Annotated in this window: 13 protein-coding genes; 7 read left to right on the top strand and 6 right to left on the bottom strand. The window is 50.5% G+C overall.

The features are described from left to right. Window positions 1-104: 104 nt before the first annotated feature. Both ACTUJZ_RS13355 and ACTUJZ_RS13350 read right to left on the bottom strand, forming a co-directional pair. Window positions 105-1,832, bottom strand: a complete 1,728-nt coding sequence (locus ACTUJZ_RS13355) for a S8 family peptidase (protein WP_463636833.1) — start codon at window positions 1,830-1,832, stop codon at window positions 105-107. Window positions 1,833-1,857: 25 nt separating this feature from the next. After that, window positions 1,858-4,032, bottom strand: coding sequence for a S8 family peptidase (locus tag ACTUJZ_RS13350; RefSeq protein ID WP_463636832.1), 2,175 nt, complete (start codon window positions 4,030-4,032; stop codon window positions 1,858-1,860). Between the two features lie 624 nt (window positions 4,033-4,656). Here ACTUJZ_RS13350 and ACTUJZ_RS13345 point away from each other — a divergent pair. Continuing rightward, entirely contained in the window at window positions 4,657-6,507 is a 1,851-nt protein-coding gene (locus tag ACTUJZ_RS13345) for a TonB-dependent receptor plug domain-containing protein (RefSeq protein WP_463636831.1), read from the top strand. A 29-nt stretch (window positions 6,508-6,536) separates the two neighbouring features. Continuing rightward, the gene (locus tag ACTUJZ_RS13340; protein ID WP_463636830.1) at window positions 6,537-7,040 is read left to right on the top strand and encodes a DUF6314 family protein; all 504 of its coding nucleotides are present in this window, start codon (window positions 6,537-6,539) and stop codon (window positions 7,038-7,040) included. Here ACTUJZ_RS13340 and ACTUJZ_RS13335 read toward each other — a convergent pair. Beyond that, complete coding sequence (locus tag ACTUJZ_RS13335) at window positions 7,037-7,912, bottom strand: EamA family transporter (RefSeq protein ID WP_463636829.1); 876 nt, start codon at window positions 7,910-7,912, stop codon at window positions 7,037-7,039. The genes ACTUJZ_RS13340 and ACTUJZ_RS13335 overlap by 4 nt on opposite strands. Window positions 7,913-8,087: 175 nt before the next feature. Here ACTUJZ_RS13335 and ACTUJZ_RS13330 point away from each other — a divergent pair, with 175 nt between their 5' ends. After that, window positions 8,088-8,894: an EAL domain-containing protein gene (locus ACTUJZ_RS13330; protein ID WP_463636828.1), complete on the top strand. Its 807-nt coding sequence runs from the start codon at window positions 8,088-8,090 to the stop codon at window positions 8,892-8,894. A 343-nt stretch (window positions 8,895-9,237) separates the two neighbouring features. On the opposite strand, the gene ACTUJZ_RS13325 is transcribed toward ACTUJZ_RS13330, so the two are convergent. Both ACTUJZ_RS13325 and ACTUJZ_RS13320 read right to left on the bottom strand, forming a co-directional pair. Next, on the bottom strand, window positions 9,238-9,540 hold the full coding sequence (locus ACTUJZ_RS13325) for an ATP-binding protein (RefSeq protein WP_463636827.1): 303 nt from the start codon (window positions 9,538-9,540) through the stop codon (window positions 9,238-9,240). A 218-nt stretch (window positions 9,541-9,758) separates the two neighbouring features. Further along, window positions 9,759-10,634, bottom strand: a complete 876-nt coding sequence (locus ACTUJZ_RS13320) for an alpha/beta hydrolase (RefSeq protein ID WP_463636826.1) — start codon at window positions 10,632-10,634, stop codon at window positions 9,759-9,761. A gap of 445 nt (window positions 10,635-11,079) precedes the next feature. Here ACTUJZ_RS13320 and ACTUJZ_RS13315 point away from each other — a divergent pair, with 445 nt between their 5' ends. The 4 genes from ACTUJZ_RS13315 (at window position 11,080) to ACTUJZ_RS13300 (ending at window position 16,187) form a co-directional block, all read left to right on the top strand. Further along, complete coding sequence (locus ACTUJZ_RS13315) at window positions 11,080-13,548, top strand: ATP-binding protein (protein ID WP_463636825.1); 2,469 nt, start codon at window positions 11,080-11,082, stop codon at window positions 13,546-13,548. A gap of 4 nt (window positions 13,549-13,552) precedes the next feature. Further along, window positions 13,553-13,885: an Hpt domain-containing protein gene (locus tag ACTUJZ_RS13310; protein ID WP_463636824.1), complete on the top strand. Its 333-nt coding sequence runs from the start codon at window positions 13,553-13,555 to the stop codon at window positions 13,883-13,885. Next, entirely contained in the window at window positions 13,875-15,041 is a 1,167-nt protein-coding gene (locus ACTUJZ_RS13305; RefSeq protein ID WP_463636823.1) for a response regulator, read from the top strand. Before ACTUJZ_RS13310 ends, ACTUJZ_RS13305 begins: the two co-directional genes overlap by 11 nt. Before the next feature lie 93 nt (window positions 15,042-15,134). Then, on the top strand, window positions 15,135-16,187 hold the full coding sequence (locus ACTUJZ_RS13300) for an NAD(P)-dependent alcohol dehydrogenase (RefSeq protein ID WP_463636822.1): 1,053 nt from the start codon (window positions 15,135-15,137) through the stop codon (window positions 16,185-16,187). Between the two features lie 75 nt (window positions 16,188-16,262). Here the strand turns inward: ACTUJZ_RS13300 and ACTUJZ_RS13295 are convergent, their stop codons facing one another. Then, window positions 16,263-17,894 (bottom strand): amidase, encoded by a 1,632-nt coding sequence (locus ACTUJZ_RS13295; RefSeq protein ID WP_463636821.1) that lies wholly within the window; start codon window positions 17,892-17,894, stop codon window positions 16,263-16,265. Between the last annotated feature and the right edge of the window lie 54 nt (window positions 17,895-17,948).

The raw sequence follows: 17,948 nt of genomic DNA, 5'->3' as shown, positions 1-17,948 counted from the left end.
AGGTGTGACGATAAGCCAATCATCATAGAAAATGTTTAATTAAGAATAGAACAAAAAAGCGCCTCGAATGGGCGCTTTTTGTTAGTAATTAGTATCCAGTAGTTTTACTCCTGGGAAACCCAGCCGTTCACCCCTGCAGAGGCAACGCTTTCGTTCCAGCTAGTACCTTCGTTCCAGCTGGTACCTTCATTCCAGCTAGTCCCTTCATTCCAGCTAGTCCCTTCATTCCAGCTGGTACCTTCATTCCAGCTGGTACCTTCATTCCAACTGGTACCCTCATTCCAACTAGTGCCTTCGTTCCAACTGGTACCTTCGTTCCAGCTGGTACCTTCGTTCCAGCTGGTGCCTTCATTCCAGCTGGTACCTTCGTTCCAGCTCGTACCATCGGGGGCCACTATATATAGCTTGTTATTCGCATCCACTCTGGCTGGGCCTTGGAAATGTTGAATACCCGCTAAATCTGCCGCAATATCTAAACCCGAATTTGCGCACCCTGTTTTGGTACTGGTCACTGCAGCGTAGCTATTTAACAAGCCTGATCCCTGATGAAAAGGGCTGTATGCCAGTTTTCCATTAACCGCCGCTGCATTAGCCGTGCTAATCAGGCGGCACTTCACATCGTCAGGTGACAACGTGGGATCATGATCCAGCATCAACGCAACTGTCCCTGTGACCACCGCTGCAGCTTGAGAAGTACCAGAAATTTCGTAATAACTCCGTCCGATGGCTGATTCTGGGTGCAAGTTTAGTAGCGTGAGAAAGCCCGAATCATGAATTTTCCCAAGCATATGGCCACCCCAGGCCACCAAATCGGGCTTTATGAAACCTTCGTGGGTAGGCCCCACCGCAGAGAAGCTCGTAAGGCGGTCATCGGTGTAATCATAGGGGGTGTAGTGGTCAGTCACCGCGCCAACAGTAATGATATAAGGCACGTTACCAGGTACAGATACTGTCATTGGATCAGGGCCGGTATTTCCCGCAGAAGTTACTACTACGATACCTGCTTGCCAGGCAGCCATAACGGCCTTGTTGATGGGATCATGCCAATAATTTGATTGCGGTACAGCCCCAAACGAGAGGTTTACGACTTTGATATCGTATTCCTCTTTGTGTTGGACTACCCAGTCTAAACCTCTGATAACATCCAGGTAAGAACCTTGCCCGTTTTCGTCAAACGCGCGCACTACCACTAAATCAGCAAAAGGGGCCATGCCATTAAAGTCGCCGTTATCATCCTGAACACTGCTGATAGCAATTCCTGAAATATGGCTTCCATGTCCGTGCTTATCCGTGTCTGAGTCGAACCAATACATATGGTCATTAATTGCGTTATATTGAGCTAACACCCGCTTTTGATTATTAGGGTTAACGCGAATGTACTTCCCCGGCATTGAGGAGTAACCAATCCCTGTATCAATTACCGCGATGGTCACCCCTCGGCCTGTGATGCCATGTTGATGTAATCGACTTGCACCGGTTTGCCGGCTGATGTGAGTTGGAATGGCGTAATCACCAAAAATACCTTCGGCAGTCACTTTCTGGTCGGCAAAAGTTACAAAACCTTTTGCTTCTAACGCTTGTACCTGGGATGAGGTCAGCGTCGCGCCTACTGCACTTATTACTTTAAAAGTGTGAGTTACCTCGCCACCCGCCTCACGAATCGCGGCAGTTAAAGCTTTCTGGCTATCTCCCTCCACCACATAAGCTGCAGTCTGAGAAGAAGACTGCTCATCAGTTTGCCAAAATATTGTACTGACAATAATGGTAATGATGGCAGCCATGACGAATTTTAATAAATTCATTCTTTCATCCTTTTGTGGAATTTTATTCAAACTAAAATCATGAATACTTAGCTTGTTATTCCTGCGTCACCCAACCCATATTCACGTCTGACCATAAATTGGCGTCAGACCATAAATTCGCATCACTCCATAAGTTAGCGTCGGACCAAAGGTTAGCGTCAGACCATAAGTTGGCATCTGACCAAAGGTTCGCATCGCTCCAAAGGTTTGCGTCGCTCCACAAATTGGCGTCGGACCAAAGGTTGGCATCGCGGTAAACACCATTCCACTCAAAGCCTTCAAAGCCTTTTATATAGAAATTACCCTTATCGTCCTGACGGGCCGGCCCCATATAGTGAGCTTGACCTTTTAAATCTTTTGCGACATTTAAGCCTTGGTTAGCACAACCTGATTTTTTATTGTTTACCGCCCGCATCGCATCAATCATGCCGGCACCTTGTTGAAAAACACTGTAGGCCAGCTTTCCACTGTCGAGCATGGCGGGGATGGCAGAGTCGACAAGTCGGCATTTGACATCATCAGGAGATAAGTGGGGATCCATTTGCAACATAAGCGCGACGACCCCAGAAGCCATTGCAGTTGCCTGAGAAGTTCCCGACATCATGAAAAAGTCATGCCCGTCATGAAACTGGGGGAAGTTCTTAGCTAAGTAAGAATCTGACTTCATATTCCCACTTACATGACCGCCATAAGCAACCACTTCCGGCTTAAGAAAGCCTTCATAGGTCGGGCCTGCTGCAGAAAACTTTGTAACGAAATCGTCAGTAGTGCTGTTCCGGGTGTAATTATCAGATACGGCGCCCACAGTAATGATATAAGGGTTGTTGCCAGGTACGCCGATACTCATTGCATCCGGCCCTTTGTTACCTGCAGAGGCAATTACCACGATGCCTGCGTTCCACGCCGCCATAACAGCTTTGTTGAGAGGATCATCCCAATAATGGGATTGCGCATCAGCGCTAAATGACAAGTTTAAAACTTTGATGTTTAAGGAGTTTTTGTTATTTACTACGTATTCTATGGCTGCAATAACATCCTGGTAAGTAGAAAACCCTTGTTCATCAAAAGCTTTTACCACTACTAAATCTACATCAGGAGCAATGCCATTATAAGAACCCTGAGGCATTTTATTTAAGTCGTACGACTCACTGCTTCCGGCAATGATACTGGTGATGTGACTACCGTGACCGTTAAGGTCTTCGATCTCTATCGGATCGCCAGTAGCCAATTCTTCGCCAGTTTCTAATTCCTCCCGCGTATATTCCTTGCCGGAAAATACATCGAAATAGGTTTGGATACGCGTAGCATCATAGGTATTCTTTTTTAGATTAGAATGGCTCGATACACCGCTGTCAATAACAGCAACGGTTACACCTTCGCCCGTTACCCCGTTATGGTGAAGTTCGGCAGCATTGATAACAGAAGGAAAGTAGGTATCCCGTTTTTTACTTGCATCAAAACTATAATTAGTCGAGTTTAAATTTTCCGAAATACCTTCTTTAAAAAACACCGTGATGTCATAAGCATTTGAGTTCTGAAGGATGGGGGCTGCAAAAGTTACTTTAAAGTCTACATATTGATTTTGGCTAATCCCGCGGTCCTTCATTACGCTGGCATCAATCGTAGTCATACCAGGCAAACGAGACTCAGAGATAAGGTGGTGACTCCCTACCTTAAACTCTAACAATTTGCCATTCTCTTCTGGCCAGCTCATTACAACTTTTTCAATAGTAATAGGCTTATTACTGGTATTCTTAACCTGCCAGTAAAACTCTGTTTCTCCTTTCCAGACCAGTTGAGGTTGGGAAGTCACCGAAAACTCCGACGGGCTATCTTCTGAAGAAGCTGCCTCACATTTAGGATGGCAATCGCGCTTTTTACCACTCAGTGCAACATCAACGTCTTTAAATAAGGAAAGGTTAGGATATACAGCATTTGCTTTGCTAATCTGTGCTGGTGTGGCCTTTACCGTTACGGCCTCAATAATAGAAAAGCGATGAATTATTTCTACGCCTAAATTTTTCTGCAGATATGCAATCTGTGACGCTGTCGCTCCTTGCAAGATATAAGCATCCGTGGTTGTTACCACAGGTGAGCCGACTGTAGCTGAAGGCCTAAAATCCACTGTTTGAGATAAGGTCGCCATCGCAGTACCCGTGCACAGAATGGCAGACAGAGCTATCGCCACTTTTTTCATATTCATTGCCTTATTCACATGAAACTTGTTCATACTTCGTCCTTAATTGCCGATAAAGTAACACCTTTTCATTAGAAGCATTAAGCGTGCCATTTTTAAAAACCGGCTTTGCGTGGACTTAGGTTAATGATAAATAAGACCTTTTTATTTTTCTAAATGTGATATCCAGGTGTGGGCAAAAAATCATTGTTAGATAGACCCAATTTCGCGCGGAATGCGAAAAATATGACGAAAAATTCAACGAAACAGAAAATATTGGCGAAATGAATTTAAAAATAGAATAAAATGGCGATAGCCATCTGGTTTTTTTCAAATTCGAGAAAAAAATGGCGAGCCAGCCACGCTCAGAGGCAGTACTCTTGTTTTCTCAATAATTCCACCACCCCATACCTACTATAAAATCCGACAGGTGGGGTGTAAGTAGACTGATATTAACACCCTGTAGGTGCTAATTTTTTAGAGCTATTAGCTTCTTAATGCCTTCTCTATGCGCCTCCTAATTTGCGCATAGGCATTTAGAAGACAATTTTGTACAATATCCTCTTGAAATTTCGTCTTGCCAAGAGTGATGCACCCCTCCTTCAGATATGCACTGACGAAGCTTATATTCACCCCCCAATAAGCAATCAAACGAAAATTGATGTAAAGGAATAGATAATGCCTCGCGCTGTACTTATCTCTGTTTTAAGCCTTATATTTATTCACTTTAGTACTCAAGCCTCGACTGCACTGGTAGAAGAGGAAGTAGAAAAAATTGTGATAGAAGGCGCCGCCACTGCCAATGACAAACCGGTGGGTACCTTTAATTCGCCTGTCTCGAATTTAGAGTATGATCCACGCGTCGACCTGCAGTCACGCAATATGGCAGAAGCACAGGCTGATGTGACCATTCGCGGCGGGATCTTTGAAAACACCGGCTTTCGGGTAGGTGCCGCGACCCTGTTCGACCCGCAAACCGGCCATTATTTTGCCGAGATCCCCATCGCACCAGAGATGTTAACCGCATCCGCGGTCTTCACCGGGGTCGATAACGCCCTGTTTGGTATGAACAGTTCGGTAGGCACCATCACCTATGGCTGGCGCCCGGTTCAATCGGGCGGCAGTGTGTCGTTAGGCGCCGGCACCAACAACTTTTTGTTGCAGCGACTGCATGCTGGACATGCCACAAAGCTGGATGATGCTGGCCACTGGCAACTTGGTCTGGAAGGCGAGCTCGCCCATTCACAAAGCGATGGCACTATCGCAAACGGCGATCATGATTTTGAACGGGTAAATGCCCGCCTGCAGCTGGCTGGGGAATCGTCTCAAACCGACGTATTTTATGGCGCGCAAAACAAGTTTTTTGGCTGGCCCAATATGTACACGCCATTTAACGTCAATGAAACCGAAGAGCTGGATACCCGGCTATTTATGCTTAACCACCAGCAGCGCTATGGCCAAAGCAGCAAGTTCGAGCTGACTGCATATTCACGGAATAACACCGACCATTATGTGTTTTCCAGAGAAAACCCTGACGTCTTTCAGGCGTTTCACGAAACTGAAGTACACGCGGCCGCCTGGTCGGGTCGCCATGTATGGCATCCGCAGTGGGCGGTCAGTTACGCCGGTCAGTTGATGGCCGACTCGATCACCTCCACCACCTTGGAAAATACCTTTACCGAGCGTGATTATTTCAAGCTTAGTGTGGTACCTGAATATCAAACCGACCTGACTTCGACGCACCAGCTTGCACTGCGCTTGGGGGCTGCGTTTGATGACACCAACCGGGATGCATCTCGCCTCTCGGTGCTTGGCGATGTGGCGCTTATTTCTGAAACCGCCAACAATGGCACACGTACAATCTTATTGTCATACGCCGAAGCCACTCAGGTTGCTGGTTACACCGCCATTGGTGGTAGCACCGACAGCGGTTTATTCAGAAGTAACAATATGCTGCAGCGTGAGGTCAGCAAAAACCTGGAGCTGGCCTTATCCTTAGATCAGCCTGCCTGGCGCTTGGACTCAGCCCTGTTTTATCGCTGGGATCAATCTCTCACTGACTGGACCTACACCTTCGATACCACTTCTGCCCGGGCAGCCAACCCGGTTGATATCGACACCCTCGGGGTCGAAGTGATTGCGGTGGCGCGCTTAGACAGTGCCGACCTGGTGGCCAGCTACACTTACTTGAATAAATCCGAAGATTATCGGGATGCCAGTATCGACGCCAGCTTTTACGCGCTGAACTATCCACCCCACAGGCTGACGCTGGGTGCCACCTGGTATCTGACAGATGCGGTGACAGTGAAGCTAGACAATGAATGGCGCCGGCAGGAAGGCAATGTGCTAAGACGGGGTGATGATACCGCATTGTTTACCCATCTGGCCGTGACTTATACCCCGCCTCAACTGGCCAATCTGAGCCTGGTGCTGGCAGTAGACAACCTGTGGGATGAAGCGTTTGAAGAGATCCCCGGTACACCCGGGCGCTCAGATCAGCTTTCCACGACCCTCACCTACGTGTGGTGAGTGCTGGTCCAGTCAGGCGCGCTATTGATTTGCCTACCACCTGCTCGTATAGTCTGGGCAAATTCGATGGCAATAAAATAACCGTGGCCGCACACTCTTCCTCATCAAATAATCAGGCCGGCCTGCCCGCCAGCCTGGATGATTTTATCGGTACCTGGCTGTTAAACCGCCACATCAGTCAGCTTAATGGTGAGTCTTTTACATTTAGCGGCCAGGCTACCTTTACCTGGCGTAACAACCAGGTGGTGTATCAGGAAAACGGGCAAATGCGCGCGCTAAACGGGCAGGTGCTGGAGGCCGAGCGGGTGTATGTTTGGCAACCTGCACCGGGCAATCGCATTGATGTGTTATTTGATGATCAGCGTTATTTTCACACCTTTTGTGCCCGTGAGCCCCACGCCGAACACTTATGTGGTCATGACCACTATGTAGTGGATTACGAGTTTGTCCGCTGGCCGCAGTGGCAATCCACCTGGCGTGTAACCGGCCCGCGTAAAGACTACACCATGGTGAGCTGCTATAAGCGTGGCTAACGTGCCCTGCTTGAAGGCATTGTGTCGGCGAGGCGCTGCTGCGATAGCCACAGCGCAAAGCCAATAATGGCCCCACCCACTGCCAAGCGTAGTAAGTCAGCCTGCTGGTCCCAGATGAGCAGGTTTACCACCAGTCCGGCTGGTACCAGCGCATTGTTCATGGTGGCCAGGGTACCCGCCGATACCTTCAATGCACCCGAATTCCAAAAAAAATAGCCGGCGCCGGAAGCCACTACACCTAGCCAAATCAGTACGGCCCATTGCGTCGCAGTCTGTGGCAGATGGCTGATGTTGCCAAACAGAAAAAAGGCCGGCAGCGCGATGATCACTGCACCGATAAAAAACCAGCCAAAAATATTGTGATACGGCACATCTTGCGTAAACCCGGCTGCCAGTTTGCGGTAGCCCACCTGGCCCAACGCAAAGCAGAGGTTGGCACCCTGAACGATAGCAAAGCCGGTTAAAAAGTTGCCGCTGATCCCTTCAAAGCGGATCACCGCCGCGCCGGCAGTGGCAATCAGCGCGCAGAGCAAGTAAAACGGCGAGAAACGTTTGAATAAGGCATCGTTGAGCATCGCCACATACAAGGGCGTAAAAATGGTAAACAGCAGCACTTCAGGGACCGACAGATACAAAAACGCATGATAAAAAAAGATGTACATCAGGCCTAACTGCAAGCCCCCCAGGCCAGCCAAAGTTAACTTTTGCTTTAGGGTAAGTAGCCTGAACTTCAATAAGGGCGCAAACACCAGCGCGGCCAGCACCACCCGCATGAGCACAGAAAAGTAACTGTCTACCTGCCCGGCCAGATACTCACCAATAAACGAAAATGAAAATGCCCACAACAGGGTAACCGCTACCAGATAAATCACGTTGCTTGCTACTGCTCAAATCAAAAACGCTAACCTATTGCATAATGTAGCAATTAGCAAATTGTGCGAACCAGGCTGCTTTCAGATACTTGTCGCCACATTATGCGACCAATAGCATTGGTCCAATCATACTAAAGAATTAAAATAGTTTAATTCATGATTTTTTGTACATGTAATGAATTTTAAAAGCATAACAACCAGTGAATTACCTATATATGTGGTAGAAGAAAACGCCAAAGAGCTGCCTTGTTCTGGCTGTCGCAGGGGTGAAGAACTGGACTTTGACTTTACCATGGCATTTCAGCCATTGGTCGATCTGGCGGCCAAAGAGGTGTTTGGCTATGAAGGCCTGGTGCGCGGCCTGAACAATGAGTCAGCGTACTCCATCATTCAGCAAGTAACTGCAAAAAATGTCTACAAATTTGACCAAACTTGTCGGGTAAAAGCCATCGCCCTGGCTGCCGAAGCCCAGCTAACCAAGCGGCTGAATATTAATTTTTTGCCGGGCGCAATCTACAAACCGGATATCTGTATTCGCACTACCCTTGCCGCCGCCGATAGTTACGGCTTTCCCCGCGAACAAATCACCTTTGAAGTGGTAGAGTCAGAACACATCACCGATACCGCCCACCTGCAAAATATTATCGATTATTACAAAGAGATCGGCTTTAAGGTGGCCATTGATGATTTTGGGTCCGGGCATGCCAATTTAGACTGGCTGGCTGTGCTGGCTCCCGATAGCATCAAACTTGATATGACACTGGTCAGAGACATCAATGCTAACCCGAAAAAACGCGCCATCGTTGCCTCACTGGCTCAGTTGTGTACACAGCTGAATATTGATGTGCTGGCCGAAGGGGTTGAAACCAAAGCCGAACGCGACACCCTGGCCGCGCTGCACATTACTAAACAGCAAGGCTATTTTTTCTACCCGCCCCAATTTGAATGCTTTCCTGAGGTAGCCGCCGAAAAATTTTGCTAAGGCGCGTTTTACATAAACGCCAACAGACCACCCTGATACAAAAAAACAGCACCCCGAAAATCAGCGGCGGGTAGCTCATTAGTTTGATACCCGCATACCTGGTCGTGTCGTGATGAATATCATGTAAACTGCGCAAGCCGTGCGCTAGATTGATGGGGATGAGCTATATCACTAACAGCACTAAAAACGGCAAGGTTTCCAACCACCACAACAGTGGCAATAACACGCCACAACCCAGTGCACTGGCTGTGATAAGTTTCACAAAACGTCCTGCTTTATTGAATAATCAAAGCATAGCCTGATTGGCTTGCCGAAAATACTGCCCTCTAGACCAGTGTGAGCGCTAAGCAGCATGCAGCGGCCAGCTAAGTTTAACCTTCGCACCGGCTCCGTTTTGGTTGACCAGCTTAACCCTACCGCCGTGTTTATTCATCACCGCTTCCACAAACGCCAGCCCGATGCCCGCCCCGGTGGTCTTGGTGGTAAACAACGGCGTTAGTGCATTATCCAGATTAGAAAATCCCGGGCCGGAGTCAGCCACCGTCAGATATTGGCTGATGGTGACACCCACCAGCACCGCCAAAAACAGCAAAATGGCTATATTCCAGTTGGCCACAGACGGTTTGGGCGCAAGTTTTATATCCATCTAAATCATCAGTCATGAATTTGCCTGACTAATGAAAAAGTTGTGCCACTTTAATTTAGTCAATATTTACAATGAGTTATATAAACCTTCCGATTAACGGATAATACGGGCTGCCCGAAATCGAACAGTTTTGTTCGCTCCTGGTGTGAGGCGGTCGTGCCGGCAAAAAGCTGGCGTGATAGGAGGAAAATCATCAAGCCAGGCTGAATTGTGGTGTGCTATAAGGGGCTATCACATACCCTATCGGCGCTTTGCAGTTGTGGCCAGCGATGGAGCTGGCACACCAGCCTGGCTTTCCATTCATCGTTGCTCCAGATTTGGCCATGGCTGCTGTTAGCATCTACCCACAGCATTTTGGGCCCGGCAGCATGGTCATACAAGGTGTGCGCATGTTTAGGTGAGATCAATGTGTCACTTAAGCTATGTACAATCAGGGTTGGCACGGGGGTGCCCTGGCTGATAAGCATTTTAGGGGCATAGTCATCGCTGATAGCAATAGACAACGGCCACTGAAACAAGCGTAGCAGCCAGGATTTATCCAGGGTTTCCTGAAAGATTTGTCGGTGTGACGAAAAGGTGCTGTCTACGATCAGCCCGGCCGGCGGCTGGCTGGCCTGTGCCACCAGCCCGATAGCAGCCGCGCCGCCCAGACTTTGACCCAGTACCACCACTGGCCCGTCGTCGGGCTTGTACTGCTGTAACCAGCGATAGCCTGCCAGTGCATCCTCGATGATGCCGGCAAACGACGGCGATCCCTGCGACTGACCAAATCCCTGATAATCCAGAATAAACACATTCCAGCCATGATCAATCAGCCAGTAAAAATTAACGATGTGATAGCTTAAGTTGAGCGCATTACCATGTAACACATACACCGTGCCATGCGGCGGGATTTGCGTTCCGGCTTTAGTGGCGCGGGCTGGCACAAACCAGCCGTGCAGCATCAGCCCCTGCTCGTTTGGAAACTTCACCGACTCCGGCACAAAGCCAAACTCCTCATGCGGCGCCTGCATGGTCTTTGACGGCCAGAAAAACAATGACTGACAGCCAGACAACAGCAACATCACAACCAATAGCGCGACATGTCTTCGCATTTGTTTCTGCTAAATAAAAGGGTTTCTCTTCAACTATAGGAAAATTTTATGAGTTGCGCGGCTTTGTTTCTCCCGTGACAACGCCTTACCTAACTGCGCTGGCGATCCTAATCCTTTTGTCTATAGTTAGGTGACGCGCAGTAAATACAAGGATGTATGCACAATGCAAGGCTCGTCGCGCCAGCGCTTTCCCGTCTGGTTCACTCAATCTCCCTTCGCTCTTTGCTGGTGTGCTGAGGGCAACCGAATCATTAAAACCAATCCGGCTTTTGCCCGCACCTTCAACTTGAATGTCACTTCACCGGTGGCTGCTGAGGCTTTATTTGACGACTACCCGAGGGAGCCCGATCTCCCCTCTTGGCCTGCCCGCTTACTCTCAGAAAGTGGCCCATCGCAAGAGGTCAGCATACAGACGTCGCAAGTAAACGCGACTGACACTGTATGGATGGTCAACCTGGTCACAGCCAATCGCCCGAATCCTGAGCCGGTGAGCGATAAATTGAAAAAGCTGACCTCGGCCATAAATGGCACCGGGGTGGGTATATGGGAATATAACGCGCATACCCAGACCGCCTATTTTTCTCCTTTGCTAAAATCGATGATTGGGTATCCCAAATGGTCAAAACTGGCATGGGGCACCTTTGTACAATTGCTGGGCAAAGATCAGGAAGCTGACTTTTCCACCCAGTTTTCTCGTCACCTGACCGATCAGATACCGCTTACCCTGGAGATCAATATTCTGGTGAATGGCCAGCCAAAATGGCTGGCACTTAAAGGGGAAACCATTCAAAAACACGGCCAGGGAAATACCGTTGCCGGTACGCTGACCGATTGCACTCAGCAAAAACAAACCATCCTGGCCCTTAATAATGCCGAGACCAAACAGCGGCTGGCCATGTCGGCCGGCCACATTGGCAGTTGGGGGGCTGTGGCACAAAACGTCCGTGAATGGCGCTGGCACTGGGACAGTGTGGCGGCTGATATTCATGCTATCGGACCGGAAATTACCCCGACGTTACAAGTCTGGAAGCAACGCATCTGCCCCGACGATGCCCCTCGGGTGCAACAGGCCCTGGCCCATAGCCTTAATACCGGCGAGGACTTTGAACAACATTACCGGCTGGTGATGGAAGATGGTTCTCAGCGATTCTTACTGGCCAAAGGCAAAGTCAGCCAGGGCCACGATCAAAAATTTGAGCGCATTGATGGTGTGGTGATTGATAATACTGCCTTGCAGGAAGCACAAAATACGCTTAAGCAGCTCAATAATGAGTTAGAGCAGCGGGTTGCCCAGCGCACCACAGAGCTGCAGCAGGCCAAAGAGCAGGCTGAGCAGGCCAGCCAGGCCAAATCCGATTTTTTATCGATGATGAGCCACGAATTGCGTACGCCGATGCACGGCGTAATTGCCTCACTGGATTTACTGCAACAATCGGTATTGGACGGCGAAGCGCTTACGCTGATCGGCACTGCCAAAACCTCGGCGATCACACTGGTGGATATCCTCAATGACATTCTCGATTTGAGCAAGATTGAGGCGGGCAAGCTGGAGCTGGAGCCGACGCCGGTGAGTTTGTCATCAATCCTCAGCGATGTGGCCAACATTCTTGTGGCCGAGACCGACAAAAAACACATTGTGTTTACGGTATGTGAATCTGCTGATTTGCCGCAGCAGATTTACGCCGACCAAACCCGGCTACGGCAAATTCTGTTTAACCTATTAAGCAATGCGATCAAGTTTACCCAGCCCTGTGATGGCCGTCCTGGCCGGGTCACCCTGGAGGTGAATAAGGCACCGCTGCCCGGTGCTAACATTCCGGGCTTGCATATGGTGATCCGGGATAATGGCATTGGCATTGAACCGCAGGCGCTGGACAGGCTGTTCTCCCCTTTTACGCAGGCTGAACGCCATACCACGCGCAAATTCGGCGGCTCCGGCCTGGGCTTAAGCATTTGCCACAAGCTGGTGAGTGCGATGGGGGGCCAGATAAGGCTGGACAGTACGCCCGGCCAGGGTACCGTCGCCACAGTCCAGCTACCGTTGCACAGCGTGCCGCCAAGCGATACCAGCTTGCCGGTGCCCCTCCCATTCAAGTCGGTGGCGATTTTTTACGAGCCGGCGTTAACCGACCGTACCCTGGCGCAGCGCTTTCAGCGTTATCTGGCCCGCGAGGCGGTAGCGTGTAACTTGTATACCATGGATGAAGCCCCGGATATGGCTAAGACTACCCTGATATTGGTACTCATCAGCCAGGCTGCTATGCAGCACGAAGCAGTGCATTTTATTGCCAGCCGGTATGCTGCCTGCCAGGTGTGGCTGTATGCCCAGCGCGAGCAGGTCAGTGCCACCCACGAGTATTTTTCGGCTCTGCCCGTCACAGCATTTAACCCGCTTTCCCGGCACGGCTTTTTACAGTCTCTTCGCACGCGGCTGCAGGCCTCTCCGGATAAAACGCTGGCACGCACCGACAGCGCAGATACCGCGGATCGTGCCGAGCAGACAGAGCAGCAAACCGAATCAGTAACAGCACTTGAGACAGGCATCTTGCTGGTGGAGGATAACCCGTTAAATCGCCGCTTGCTCGCCCAGCAAATAGCCAGGCTCGGCTATGCGTGTGATGTGGCCAGCGATGGCGTAAGCGGGCTGGAAAAATGGAAAAGCCAGCCGTATCGGCTGGTCCTGACCGATTGCCATATGCCCAACCTGGATGGCTATGAGATGACCCGCCAGATCCGCGCACTCGAAGCATCTCGCCAGGCACCCGCCACCCCCATTGTCGCAGTCACCGGCTCGGCCATGCACAGTGATGCGCAAAAGTGTGAGCAAGCAGGCATGTCTGATTATATCAATAAACCGGTGGTGCTTACTGCCTTGCAGGCGGTGTTCGATAAGTGGCTGGTTACGGAAAAGTAAGCTCATGATGACCCTAAATACCACAACATTGTCAGCGTTGCTGGGTGACGACCCACAAACTATTCAATCTTTTTATATTGAATTTTTAATCCAGGCCAAACAAGAAGCCAACACCATGCGTGCCTGTTGTGCCCGGCAGGATTATGCCGGCTTGGCGGAGCACGCGCATTTTTTAAAAACATCAGCCGCCGCCATTGGCGGTGAACAGATGGCGTCGCTGCTGCAGCAAATAGAGCAAACCTGTGAGACCGGGCAGCCGCAGCAGGTGGCCCGGCTGATGGACAAATTTTACCAGGCTCTGGCTGATATCGAGGGAGTGATTACCAATGAAGTCTGATGCATTAACCACCAAATCACCGGATGTGGTGCTGCTGTATGAATGTGAAGAGGATGTGGCCGGTGCGGTAACCATCATCCAGGACCAGGTAGAGCATTTTCGCTCGCTGGAGGTGGACGATGATACCGCCACGCAGTTGCGCCAGTTCCGCCCGGCGGTGCTGATTTTTGCACTCAGTTCGGTAGCCAAAAATATTGAGTATTATGCCAGTCTGGTGGACGAACACAGTATCGCGTTTGCCCATTACAGTATCGTGATGTGCAAAAACAAAGAATCCGGGGCGGCATTTCGTAGCGCCATCAAAAGCCTGTTTGATGACTATTTTGTGTATCAGCCGCTATACGAAAAATTTCGTCTGAAGATGATCATCCACAATGCTCTGCTGCATCAGCAACTGACCACCAGCTACACCGGCATTGGTGATGATCAGTTTGACAGTATCGATAATGAACTGGCGCAATTGATTGAAGATAGCGTAGCGCGCAAAAAATCCTTACTGGGCAAGATCAGCGCATGTGGAGATGACTTAAAACAGGCCGCAACCACCCTGGCGGCGACGTCTGATGCGCCCCCGCAGAGCCAGGCCGAGCTGTTACAAATGCTCACTGACAAACATGTCACGCCGATTCTGGCTTCACTGGAAACCGAAATCCGCTCTAATTTGGATGACATTGTGCAACGCTTATTAAATCAGCGCGCTGCACTTCAAGGAGCTGCCAGTGAAGGGTCGGGCGCACGACCACAAGCAGATGAAAAGTCAGTTCAGCCAGCCCCGGCCAAACGCATTTTGATTGTGGAAGACAATACTGTATACCGCGATGTGCTGGTTAAAATGCTGCAAAAAGCAGGCTACCAGGTGGACGAGGCCCGCGATGGGGTACAGGCAATTACTGCCATCAAAACGGTACAGTATGATGCGATCATGATGGATTTATTTATGCCTAATCTGGATGGGGTCAGCGCCACACAGCAAATCAAAAAGATTAGCGGTGGCAAAAAAATACCCATCATCGCCTTGACTGGTAACCGTAAAAAAGAAGTCATCTGTAAATGGGCATCACTGGGCCTGGATGCTTATCTGGTAAAACCGTCGAACAAAAAAGATATCTTACAGGCGGTGCGGAAGGTGACCTGCGATGTCGAACCGGCCACCTGATGGTATCAAATATCGGCGCTGGCATTTGAGAAAGCCATTTTATGCCCCATTACGTAAAGACCTTACTGCTTTGTACTTTGATTAAGGATTTACATGAAAACAATTGGTTATGCTGCGCACGATTCCGATGCGCACATGGTGCCCTATCATTTTGAGCGCCGCGCGCTGCGCGACAATGATGTGGCCATCGAAATTTTATACAGCGGCATCTGCCATTCTGACCTGCATACCGTCAACGGAGACTGGGGCCCGCAATCCTATCCACTGGTGCCCGGTCATGAAATTATCGGCAAAGTGCTGGAAGTGGGCCCGGATGTTAAAGACTTTGAAGTGGGCCAGCATGTGGCGGTGGGCTGCATGGTCGATAGCTGCCAGGACTGCGATCAGTGTCACAATCACGAAGAACAATATTGCCGTAACGGTATGACCCCCACCTATGGATCGCCAGATCGCATTGATGGCACCATCACGCAGGGTGGCTATTCCAAACATATTATTGTGCGTGAGCAATTTGTGCTGCGGGTGCCTGAGGCACTGGATCTTACCAAGGCAGCGCCGATTTTGTGTGCCGGTATCACTACCTACTCGCCTCTGCGTACCTGGGACATTCAGCAAGGCAGCCGGGTTGGTGTAGTTGGCCTGGGCGGGCTGGGTCATATGGCAGTTAAACTGGCAGTGGCAATGGGTGCCGAGGTCACTGTGATCAGCCGTTCCGATGCGAAACAGGAAGAAGCCAAGGCGCTGGGCGCTACCGGCATTTTGGTGTCCACCGATGAAGATGCCATGCAGGATTCGGCCAATGCCTTTGATCTTATCCTAGACACTGTGCCGGTAAAACATGATGTCAGCCAGTATGCCCCCTTGCTGGATGTAGATGGCACTGTGGTCATTGTCGGCCAGGTTGGCCCACTGGATGAGCCCTCCACCATTCCTTTGGTTACCGGCCGTCGCCGGGTTGCCGGCTCATTGATTGGTGGCATCAAAGAAACCCAGGAAGTGCTGGATTTTTGTGCTAAGCACAACATTCACCCCGAATGTAAGCTGATCCGCCCGGAAGAAGTCAATGATGCCTATGCGCACCTGGCCAAAGGCGATATTGCCTACCGCTTTGTGATGGATATGTCGCATCTAAGCGTTGATGATTAACACTTAACTTTGAATAAGTGTTAAGAAAAAGCGGTATCGGCTATAGCCCATACCGCTTTTTTTGATCCCCATTACTTATCGTGCAGGGTTCATGGCTTTTTTCACATGTGGCAGTGCTTCAGCGTGGGGCAGATAACCGGGGGTCTGGCGCTGCTGGGCGCGTTGCTCATAAGCATAAGCAAAGCCCAGCAAGCTGGCATCTTGATGTTGACTGGCAATAAACGACAGCCCCACTGGCAACGCATTCACCGCACCCATAGGCACCGTAATATGCGGATAGCCGGCATGTGCCGCCGCCGAACCATAGCCTGGCCAGCTGCCCGGCCAGACATCACCATTAATGGCATCAACCCGTGGCGCCAACACGCCGGATGGGGCTACCAATACCGCAACATCATGTTCTGCCAACAGCTTGTCGATATTGCCGCGGCTGGTTTGTTGCACAAGCTCAACACTTTCGCGGTATTCTTTGCTGTCCAGCCCCGACATCGCTTCTGACGCTTCAAAGATACTTTGATCAAACAAGGCCAGCTCAGTATCAGCATGTTGCTGATTATACGCGATAAGCTCAGCCAGCGAGCGCGGCTCAACCTGCTGTGCATCAGTAGAAGCCAGATAAGTATTAATACCGGCTTTAAACTCAAACTTGAGCAGGTCGTAGCTCATGGCGCCATAGCCATGCGGACTGGCGGGTCTTTCGTCAATATCTACCAGGATCGCACCGGCTGCTTCCAGTTGTTCCAAGGCTTGTGTGAACAGGCTGCCGACCGCCTGATTGTTGCCGCTGGCAAACCGTAGTACCCCTACGCGCACGCCCTGCAAAGCGTTGGTATGTAAGCTTTTTGTGTAATCCACATCAGGGGTGGCCACAGCCATGCCATTCATCAACATGGCCGCGCCTTTAACCGTTTTAGTCATGGGCCCGGCGGTATCCTGGGAATGTGAGATAGGCACAATATACTCTTGTGGCACCACGCCGACGGTGGGTTTAAACCCCACAATGCCATTGACGGTAGACGGGCAAATAATGGACCCGTTGGTTTCGGTACCCACGGTACCGGCCGCCAGCGAGGCTGCGGCGGCCGCGCCCGAACCAGAGCTTGAACCGCATGGGTTGCGATCCAGCATGTGAGGGTTACGCACCTGGCCGCCCAGCGCGCTCCAGCCACTCATCGAGCCCTCGGAACGAAAATTGGCCCACTGACTCAAATTGGTTTTACCCAAAATGATGGCACCTTGTGCCCGCAGCCCGGCCACCAGCGGGCTGTCGCGGCCGGTCACATTATGTTGCAGCGCCAGCGCGCCTGCGGTAGTAGGCAGCGCATCGCGGGATTCAATATTGTCTTTGAGCAGAATCGGCACACCGTGCAACGGTCCGTACACGTTACCGGCAGCGCGTAGCGCATCCAGCTCACGGGCAACCTTCAGAGCATCCGGGTTAACACTTAATACCGCCTGCAGGGCCGGTCCCTTACGATCTACAGCTTCTATTCGCGCCAGATATTGTTTTACCAATGCGTAGGATGTGGTTTCACCACGATCCAGAGCGGCACTGATTTCAGGCAGCGAACGCGCCAGCAGCTCGCCGGCCTGCCATTGCGATGAGGCAGCTTGCGGCGCTGTCGCTGGCTCAGGCTGAGAGGATGGGGCCGAGGCACACCCCGCTAATGTGGCCAGAGCCACCAGTACAGACGCGCATTGTTTCATTGTTATTGTTCCAAATTTCCCTATGCCGAATTGTTACGGTAAAAAATCTGCTGG

It is taken from the genome of Alteromonas sp. WD8-37 (assembly GCF_055326825.1).
Note: the sequence above shows the minus strand (reverse complement) of the source record. Positions and strands in the feature narration are given on the sequence as shown.